The following is a 7095-nucleotide window of genomic DNA, read 5'->3' as shown; positions in this document are numbered from 1 at the left end:
CGCATGGTGCGGATCACCCGGTCCAGCGAGATGAAGTGCTCGCCGTCGCCGCGCAAGGCCATCTGCGCCGCGTTGATCGCCTTCACCGCGGCGATCGCGTTGCGCTCGATGCACGGCACTTGCACCAGCCCGCCCACCGGGTCGCAGGTCAGCCCGAGGTTGTGCTCCAGGCCGATCTCAGCCGCGTTCTCCAGCTGCGCCGGGGTCGCCCCGAGCACTTCCGCCAGGCCAGCGGCGGCCATGGCACAGGCCGAGCCCACTTCGCCCTGGCAACCCACTTCGGCACCGGAGATCGAGGCGTTCTTCTTGCACAGGATGCCGACGGCGGCGGCGCCGAGGAAGAAGTGCACCACGTCGTCGTCAGTCGCCTCGGGATTGAAGCGCATGTAGTAGTGCAGCACCGCCGGGATGATCCCCGCTGCACCGTTGGTGGGCGCGGTGACCATGCGCCCGCCGGCGGCGTTTTCCTCGTTCACCGCCAGGGCGTAGAGGTTCACCCACTCCATGGCGCTCATGGTGCTGCCGATCACGTTGGGCTTGCCCAGCTCCTGCAGGCTGCGGTGCAGCTTCGCGGCACGGCGACGCACGTTGAGCCCGCCGGGGAGGATACCTTCCTCGCCCATGCCGTTGCGCACGCATTCCTGCATGGCGTCCCACAGTTTCAGCAGGCCAGCGCGGATCTCCGCCTCGCTGCGCCAGGCCTTCTCGTTGGCCAGCATCAGCTCGGAGATACGCAGGTTGTGGCGCTGGCAGAGTTCCAGCAGTTCTTCGGCACTGGAGAAGTCGTAGGGCAGCTTGGTGGCGTCCTGGTCCAGCTGGCCGGACTTCGCCTGGGCCTCGTCGACGACGAAACCGCCGCCGATGGAGTAGTAGGTGTCGCGGTGCAGTTCGCCGCCCTCGCCTTCGACGATCAGGGTCATGGCGTTGGGGTGATACGGCAGGTTCTCGTCGAGCAGCAGCAGGTCGCGCTGCCAGTCGAAGGCGACCGGGTGGCTGCCGTCCAGCAGCAGTTCGCGGGAGGCCTTCAGCGCCTCGATGCGCGGGGCGATCTGTTTCGGGTCGACCTGGTCCGGCCATTCCCCCATCAGCCCCACCAGGGTGGCGCGGTCGGTGCCGTGGCCGACACCGGTGGCCGACAGCGAGCCGTACAGGCGCACCTCGACCCGCGTCACCTGCGCCAACAGGCCGCGCTCACGCAGCGCCGTGGCGAACAGCGCCGCCGCCCGCATCGGGCCCACGGTGTGCGAGCTGGAAGGGCCGATACCGATCTTGAACAGGTCGAAAACGCTGATGGCCATGCAGGTTCCCCGCTTGGAAGCAATTTGGGAGCGATGTGTGGGGGCGAATTCATTCGCGAATCAGGCCGCAGGCCTGCCCTACTGGATTCTCCCGATCCCGCCTCGGCGAAATCTGTCTGTATCCGACCCGAAAATGTACGGGGCCACCGGCCTAGCCCACAGAAACCGGGGATGATGCTGTGGATAAGCTGTAGAGCCACGGCTGAGGCCCAGGCGCTGCGGCGCGTGTAGGGAAATGGACATTTCTTGAGCCGTTTCAGGCGCTTGCCGAACCAACCGCCCCCAGAAACTGTGCAATGCGCTGTGGATAAGGTGTGGGCGGCGATGCCGGAGGCAGGCGTAGCGGGCCCTGGGAAATAACGATCAAAAAACAATCAAATTAAACACGCGATTAAATTTTGTAACCCCTGCGGCAGCCATTCAAAGCGATTGGTATAACTGGCAGCGCTCAAATAATGACCACTTCAGAACCCGACACACTGTTCCAGTCACTCCTCACGAGGCAGCCTGACATGACCGACACCCTCACCTACCGTGGCGCCGTCTATCCCTGGCACTGCGACCACATGGGCCACATGAACGTGATGTGGTATGTCGGCAAGTTCGACGAAGCCACCTGGCAACTCTTCACCCTGCTGGGCCTGGCGCCCTCGCGGCTGCGTGAGGAGAACGCAGGCATGGCGGCGGTGGAACAGCAGATTGAATACCGTCGCGAGCTTCACGCCGGCGATGTGGTGTCCATCCACTCCCAGGTGCTGGAGGTGAAGGACAAGTCCATTCGCTTCCGTCACGAAATGCGCAACGACGAAACCGGCGAGATCGCCGCCGTCACCACCCTGGTGGGCGTCCACCTGGATACTCGGGCGCGCAGGGCCCGCAGCTTCCCGGCGGATATCCGTGAACGCGCGGCCACTTGGCAGCCCGCCGGCTGACCTCTATCCCCACAATGCGTGGACCGTCCTGTGGACAACCTGTGAGGTCGGCCCCGCAGCCCCCGTGATGCCTGGGCCGCAGCCGATCGATCAAGAAATGCTCAGCCGTTCAGCTGACTCAGGCAGGATTGGGAAACCTTGATCAGGCGCTGGTGGGTCTGTTCGGGCAGCGGGGTCTTCTGGGTCTTCAGCGCTTCCAGCTCGGCGCCGCTGAATTCGCTGCTGACCCCATCGGCAGCGCAACTGCAGTAGCGCTGCAACTTGTCGACGGGGACATTGGCCTGGGCGCTGGTCTTGCACTCCTGCATGAAGTGCTCGCGCTCGCCGGTGGGCCACTCGCCAGCTACAGCCGGTAGGCCGATCAGCATGGGGACGAAAAGGGCAATCAGGGTCGTGTAACGCATGACGTTTCCTCCTTCCGGATGAGGCGTGCTCCTAAGTTCTGAGGCAGCGCCTGCGCAATGAGTTCCCCCTGCCTGACCACGCGCCGCTGACAGAAAAGGATGTCGCCGTGAGCGAATCCTGCAGCGGCAACCTGGCGTACAGTTAGGCCCCATGCGCCTGTGCCTGCAGGCGAACGGACAAAAGGACCAGGACATGACCGACCAGACCCAGCAATTCGCCAGCGACAACTACTCCGGCATCTGCCCGGAAGCCTGGGCCGCGATGGCCGAGGCCAATCGCGGCCATGAGCGCGCCTACGGCGAGGACCAGTGGACGGCCCGCGCCTCCGACCACTTCCGCCAATTGTTCGAAACCGACTGCGAAGTCTTCTTCGCCTTCAACGGCACCGCAGCCAACTCCCTGGCCCTGGCCTCCCTGTGCCAGAGCTATCACAGCGTGATCTGCTCCGAGACCGCCCACGTCGAAACCGATGAGTGCGGCGCGCCGGAGTTCTTTTCCAACGGCTCCAAGCTGCTGCTGGCCAGGACCACCGACGGCAAACTGACCCCCGATGCGATCCGCGAAATCGCCCTCAAGCGCCAGGACATCCACTATCCCAAGCCCCGCGTGGTCACCCTGACCCAAGCCACCGAAGTCGGCACCGTCTATCGCCCCGAGGAAGTCCGCGCCATCAGCCAGGTGTGCAAGGAGCTGGGCCTGAACCTGCACATGGACGGCGCGCGCTTCTCCAACGCCTGCGCCTTCCTCGGCTGCTCGCCGGCCGAGCTGACCTGGAAAGCCGGGGTGGACGTGCTCTGCTTCGGCGGCACCAAGAACGGCATGGCGGTGGGCGAGGCCATCCTCTTCTTCAATCGCGACCTGGCCGAAGACTTCGACTACCGCTGCAAGCAGGCCGGACAGCTGGCCTCGAAGATGCGTTTCCTCGCCGCCCCCTGGGTCGGCCTGTTGCAGGATGACGCCTGGCTGCACTACGGCAACCACGCCAACGCCTGTGCACAACTGCTGGCGGAACTGGTGGCCGACGTGCCCGGCGTCAGCCTGATGTTCCCGGTGGAAGCCAACGGCGTGTTCCTGCAGATGTCCGAGCCGGCACTGGAATTTCTGCGCGCCAAGGGCTGGCGCTTCTACACCTTCATCGGCGCCGGCGGTGCGCGCTTCATGTGCTCCTGGGATACCGAGATGGACCGCGTGCGCGAACTGGCGGCGGACATCCGTGCGGCGATGGGGGCATAACCCAGCGCCAGCAACCACTGTAGGGGCGAATTCATTCGCCAAGGGCAGCGCAGCTGCCCCGCAGGTTGGTCCGAGCGCAGCGAGGCCCAACGCGCCCGGCATCAGCCGCGACATGTTGGGTTTCGTTCCTCTACCCAACCTACAAGTGCCGCCCCTACAGTTTTTCTCCTTCCCCTGCCTTACCCCCGTTTTCCGTGGACCAACCTGTGGACAATCTGTAGAGCCACGGCTGCGGCCCACGCCAGCCGCGGCCTCCCGCCAGTTGGATATTTCCTGATCTATTTCAACAACTTGCCGATTTCCACACAAGATCTGTGTAGCGAAAGGTACACAAGCTGTGGAAAACCGCCTGGAGCCCTTGTCTCATCTGCGATACAGCATTCTGTTCATTTTTCAACCAACCCGCCCCAGCAGCTCGGTTACCCCCAATTAATGTGGATAACCCTGTGGAAAATCTGTTGATGCCGCTGTATAGCCGAAGCCGCGTCATTCCTGGCTTTCCAGCAATTTCATGCACAAGAGAACCCGCTCGCCAAAAACTTGCGCACAAGAACCGTGAAAATCCCTGTGGAAAAACCGTTGGCAAGTCTCCCAAAGTCAGTATTCACGGCCTGTACAGCGCACCGGTCAATTATCGATCACCCGTCTTTTTCAGCCTCCAGGGGGCCTGAAACCGGCGATCAGCAGTGGAAAACCCGGTTTTTACTCACAAAGCCGGTGGAATCTTCTGTGGACAAGCTGTACAGACAACTTGCAAGGCCAGGCACGGCGCGGGCTGCCGACGTCCGCTCATTTTTCGAGCGATATCAATGAGTTGTGACGAACCGCGAGCTTCCGGGGCAGTCACTGGGCGCCTGCCTATACTGGAAAAACCCCAGCGCGCGGAGGTGCTCATGGCGAACTACTCGGTGGAATCCATTCGAACGGTCGCCCTGGTCGGCCATGGCGACAGCGGCAAGACCAGCCTGACCGAAGCCCTGCTGCACCGCAGTGGCGCCATTCCCAATGCCGGAAGCCTTGAGCGCGGCGACACGGTGTGCGACTTCGATCCGCTGGAGCGCGAGTACCGGCACTCCCTCGCCTCGGCCCTGGCGCATTGCAGCTACGACGGCGCCGAGCTGAACCTGATCGACACCCCCGGTTACCCCGACTTCATCGGCCAATCCATCGCCGCGCTGGCCGCCGTGGAAACCGCACTGGTGGTGGTCAACGCGCAGAACGGCATCGAACTCACCACTCGCCGCATGATGGCCATGGCCGCCGAGCGCGGGCTGTGCCGGATGCTGGTGGTGAACAAGATCGATGCCGAGCGCGTCGACCTCCCCGGCTTGCTTGCCAGCCTGCGCGAGGCCTTCGGCAAGGAAGTCCTCCCGCTGAATCTGCCGGCGGACAACGCCAGCCGCGTGGTGGACTGCTTCTTCGAGCCCGATGGCAAGGCCGACTTTTCCTCCGTGGCCGAAGCCCACCAGGCCCTGGTGGACCAGGTGGTGGAGGTGGACGAGGAGTTGATGGCGCGCTACCTGGAGCAGGGCGAGATCGCACCGGCGGAACTACACGAGCCCTTCGAGCGGGCACTGCGCGAAGGGCACCTGATTCCCCTGTGCTTCACCTCCGCACGCACCGGCGCCGGGGTGGCGGAACTGTTGGACATCCTCGCGCGCCTGGCGCCCAACCCCACCGAGGGTAATCCGCCGTTGTTCCTCAAGGGTGAGGGGGCGGATGCCAAGGCCTTCCGCTCCCAACCGGACCCGCAGCAGCATGTGCTGGCCCATGTGTTCAAGGTGGTGATCGACCCTTTCGTGGGCAAGCTCGGCATCTTCCGCGTGCACCAGGGCACCCTGATGCGGGACATGCAGCTGTTCGTCGGCGATGGTCGCAAGCCGTTCAAGCTCGGCCACCTGCTGCGCCTGCAGGGCAAGCGCCATGAGGAGGTCACACGGCTGATCCCCGGCGACTTCGGCGCCCTGACCAAGGTCGACGAGGTGGAATTCGATTCGGTGCTGCACGACTCCCACGACGAGGACCAGATCCACCTCAAGCCGCTGGATTTCCCCGCGCCCATGCAGGGCCTGGCCATCGAGGCCAAGCGCCGGGGGGACGAGCAGCGCATCGCCGAAGTGCTGAGCCGGCTGCAGGCCGAAGACCCCTGCGTGAAGCTGGACTACCAGGCTTCCACCCAGGAGACGGTGTTGCGCGGGATGGGCGAGCTGCACCTGCGCTACCTGCTGGACCGCATCACCGGCACCTACAAGCTGGAGGTGGAAACCCGCCCCCCCAAAGTGCCTTATCGCGAAGCCATCACCCGCCCCGCCGAAGGCCACAGCCGGCACAAGAAACAGACCGGCGGCGCCGGGCAGTTCGGTGAAGTCTTCCTGCGCATCGAGCCCCTGCCACGCGGTGACGGCTTTGCCTTCACCGACGAGGTGAAGGGCGGCGTGATCCCGTCGCAGTTCATCCCCTCGGTGGAAAAGGGCGTGCGCTCGGTGCTGGCCTGCGGACCGCTGGCCGGATTGCCGGTGGCGGACGTGAAGGTCACGGTCTACGACGGCAAGCACCACCCGGTGGATTCCAAGGACATCGCCTTCCAGGCCGCCGGTCGCAAGGCCATGCTCGATGCCCTGCGCGCGGCCGGAGAAGTGGTGCTGGAGCCGGTGGTCACAGTCGAGGTGACCGCGCCAGAGGCCAACTTGGGGGATATCACCACCGACCTCATCGGCCGTCGCGGCCAGGTCACCGGTACCGAATCCCTTTCCCAAGGCCTTGCGCTGGTATTTGGCCAGGTACCCCTGGCCGAACTGGACGGCTACGCTGGCCGCCTCAAGGCCATCACCCAGGGCCACGGCGCCTTCAGCATGGTCCTCAGCCACTACAACGCCGCCCCGCAGGACGTACAGCAGAAGATGGCCGGGGCGTACAAGGCAGTGCAGGAGGAGGATTGAGGGCTGCCGGCCTCTCTCGGATTTCTCCCTCTGTGCTCTACCTGCGTGGGAGCGAATTCATTCGCGAAAGCCGACCGGCGGTTCGCCCTGAGAGGCCGACGTCCATCCCATCGCGATTGAAATCGCTCCCACAAAAAGCGGCCTCTCCCTATAGGGCTGCCCTTGGCACCAACCTGTAGGGGCGAATTCATTCGCCAAGGGCAGCGCAGCTGCCCCAGAAACACCTACAAGGCAGACCTGCGGTCTGCTTGGCGATTGGAATCGCCCCTACAAGCACCGCGCCGCTTG

General features: G+C 64.2%; 5 protein-coding genes. 3 read left to right on the top strand and 2 right to left on the bottom strand.

Annotation, left to right across the window (positions count from 1 at the left end; all coding sequences use genetic code 11):
* On the bottom strand, positions 1–1298 hold a 1298-nt coding region (locus E8E91_RS23645), incomplete at its 3' end, for an L-serine ammonia-lyase (RefSeq protein WP_280375542.1).
* A 512-nt stretch (positions 1299–1810) separates the two neighbouring features.
* On the opposite strand from E8E91_RS23645, the gene E8E91_RS23640 reads away from it, so the two are divergent.
* Positions 1811–2230 carry a thioesterase family protein gene (locus E8E91_RS23640; protein ID WP_280379282.1) on the top strand — a complete coding sequence of 140 codons (420 nt, stop codon included), beginning with the start codon at positions 1811–1813 and terminating at the stop codon, positions 2228–2230.
* A 101-nt stretch (positions 2231–2331) separates the two neighbouring features.
* On the opposite strand, the gene E8E91_RS23635 is transcribed toward E8E91_RS23640, so the two are convergent.
* Entirely contained in the window at positions 2332–2634 is a 303-nt protein-coding gene (locus E8E91_RS23635; protein WP_280379279.1) for a hypothetical protein, read from the bottom strand.
* Between the two features lie 193 nt (positions 2635–2827).
* Here E8E91_RS23635 and E8E91_RS23630 point away from each other — a divergent pair, with 193 nt between their 5' ends.
* Both E8E91_RS23630 and fusA read left to right on the top strand, forming a co-directional pair.
* On the top strand, positions 2828–3868 hold the full coding sequence (locus tag E8E91_RS23630; protein WP_280379276.1) for a low specificity L-threonine aldolase: 1041 nt from the start codon (positions 2828–2830) through the stop codon (positions 3866–3868).
* A gap of 893 nt (positions 3869–4761) precedes the next feature.
* A complete protein-coding gene (fusA, locus tag E8E91_RS23625) occupies positions 4762–6807 on the top strand; it encodes an elongation factor G (protein WP_280379274.1) in 2046 nt (681 codons plus the stop codon).
* Positions 6808–7095 lie beyond the last annotated feature (288 nt).

Origin of the sequence: Pseudomonas sp. BN515, assembly GCF_029873155.1 — a bacterium.
GTDB lineage: Bacteria > Pseudomonadota > Gammaproteobacteria > Pseudomonadales > Pseudomonadaceae > Metapseudomonas.
This window is presented reverse-complemented; position numbering and strand designations above follow the sequence as displayed.

What these genes read in the sequence shown, in the direction of transcription:
- E8E91_RS23630 (WP_280379276.1), top strand. Translation starts at nt 2,828, where the DNA reads ATGACCGACCAGACCCAGCAATTCGCCAGCGACAACTACTCCGGCATC.
- fusA (WP_280379274.1), top strand. Translation starts at nt 4,762, where the DNA reads ATGGCGAACTACTCGGTGGAATCCATTCGAACGGTCGCCCTGGTCGGC.
- E8E91_RS23640 (WP_280379282.1), top strand. Translation starts at nt 1,811, where the DNA reads ATGACCGACACCCTCACCTACCGTGGCGCCGTCTATCCCTGGCACTGC.
- E8E91_RS23635 (WP_280379279.1), bottom strand. Translation starts at nt 2,634, where the DNA reads ATGCGTTACACGACCCTGATTGCCCTTTTCGTCCCCATGCTGATCGGC.